This window comes from Bradyrhizobium sp. SHOUNA76 (genome assembly GCF_023006445.1).
Lineage (GTDB): Bacteria > Pseudomonadota > Alphaproteobacteria > Rhizobiales > Xanthobacteraceae > Bradyrhizobium.
The window spans coordinates 1-1,772 of record NZ_JALBHA010000810.1; the positions used below are offsets into that span (position 1 = coordinate 1).

Sequence of the window (1,772 nt, forward strand, 5' to 3'; positions counted from 1 at the left end):
CCGCTGAGCCGCACACCGAGTGCGCCCGCCATGGCCGCTTCGGGCCAGCCGGCATTGGGCGAACGATGACGGCGCGCATCGCGCGTCATGCACGACAGCGCCTCGGACCGCCGCGGCGCCAGCAGCACGAACAGGAATCCGGTCAGCCGCGCCGGAATGAAATTTGCGACATCATCGATGCGCGCAGCCGCCCAGCCGAACGCTTCGTGGCGCTCGCTGCGATGGCCGATCATGGAGTCCAGCGTGTTGACCGCCTTGTAACCCAAAATGCCGGGCAATCCGAACAGCGCGCCCCAGAACACAGGCGCTACAATGCCGTCAGACGCGTTCTCGGCGAGACTCTCGATCGCCGCACGCGCGATGCCGGCTTCATCGAGCGCTGCGGGATCGCGGCCGACGATGCGCGAGACCGCCTCGCGCGCAGCGGCGATGTCGCCAGCCATCAGAGGATGCGCGACGGCGGCGACGTGATCATGCAGCGAGCGCGAAGCGACCAAGGGCCAGGCCAGGATGCCGATCAGCACGATCTGGATCCAGCCCGTGGGAAGCAAGACCTGAAGCACCCAGCCGACCGCAACCGAGATCGCGATCACCACGAGCGCTCCAGCAACGCCCGCGGCACGACGGAGCGCTGGTGGATCGCAATCGCGATTCCAGCCGGTATCGACAGCACCGATCAGCCGCCCCAGCCAGGTCACGGGATGCCCGATCCGTGCGAACAGCCACGACGGCCAGCCCAAGAGGGCATCCACCGCCATCGCCACCACCATCGCGCCCGCAAAGCCCACACCTGCCTCCTGTCCCGCCCCTGTTGCGCAAAGCGAGGCGCGAGCGCAAGCCCCCAGCCGCCTGATTTCGGCTTTGTCTTTGGGCGCGTTTGGTGATTAGTCAGGCCCACAGGAGACTTTCATGGCCGTCATCTTGATCACGGGTGGAGCGCGATCGGGCAAGAGCAAGCGTGCGGAAATGCGCACGCGCGCCTTTCCCGGACAGCCCGTCTATGTCGCGACGGCTGAGGCGCTCGACACTGAGATGGAGGCGCGTATCGCCAAGCATCGCGCGCGGCGCGGAACCGACTGGATCGAGCGCGAGGTGCCGCTCGATCTCGTCGACGTCCTGGTCGCAACCGACGGCGGCGGCGCAAGGCTGGTGGATTGCCTGACGCTGTGGCTCTCCAACCTGATGCACGAGCAGCGTGATTGGGAACGCGAGGTGGGCGCGCTCGCTGGCAAATTGCCCCATCTGAAGAGTCCCGTCGTTTTCGTCACCAACGAAGTCGGCCTCGGCATCGTGCCCGACAACGCGCTGGCTCGCAGCTTTCGTGACGCCGCCGGGATCATGAACCAGACGATCGCCGCCGTTGCCGATGAGGTTGAGTTCGTCGTTGCCGGCCTGCCGATGAAGCTGAAATGATGCCGCGTACCGAGCTTCTCAAAGACATCATTGCCGATCTCAGGATGGCGGCATCGTTCGTGACGATCCTCCCTGTGGCATCGTCGAAGCCTGCGGGCGACGGCGCCGTTGCCCGGGCGACGTGGGCCCTCCCCGTCGCGGGGTTGCTGGTCGGCCTTGCCGGCGCGTTGGTCTACAAGATGGCGAGCCGGTTCGGACTGACGCCGAACCTTGCTGCCCTGCTCGCTTTGGCCACGACCGCCCTCATCACCGGCGCGCTGCATGAAGATGGCCTTGCCGACACCGCCGACGGGCTCGGCGGCGGACGAACGCGCGAGCGCAAGCTCGAGATCATGCGCGACAGCCGGATCGGGACTTAC

At 66.6% G+C, this 1,772-nt stretch carries 3 protein-coding genes; 2 read left to right on the forward strand and 1 reads right to left on the reverse strand.

Going from position 1 to position 1,772, the window contains the following annotated elements; genetic code table 11:
• Positions 1 to 788, reverse strand: a 788-nt coding sequence (gene cbiB, locus MOV74_RS37380; protein WP_246932440.1) for an adenosylcobinamide-phosphate synthase CbiB, incomplete at its 3' end; no start/stop codon positions are given.
• 121 nt (positions 789 to 909) lie between these two features.
• On the opposite strand from cbiB, the gene cobU reads away from it, so the two are divergent.
• Entirely contained in the window at positions 910 to 1,413 is a 504-nt protein-coding gene (cobU, locus tag MOV74_RS37385) for a bifunctional adenosylcobinamide kinase/adenosylcobinamide-phosphate guanylyltransferase (protein WP_246932443.1), read from the forward strand.
• On the forward strand, positions 1,410 to 1,772 hold a 363-nt coding region (locus tag MOV74_RS37390), incomplete at its 3' end, for an adenosylcobinamide-GDP ribazoletransferase (protein ID WP_246932445.1). The genes cobU and MOV74_RS37390, both read left to right, overlap by 4 nt.

Coding starts and splice junctions, on each gene's coding strand:
- cobU (WP_246932443.1), top strand. CDS start 910: ATGGCCGTCATCTTGATCACGGGTGGAGCGCGATCGGGCAAGAGCAAG.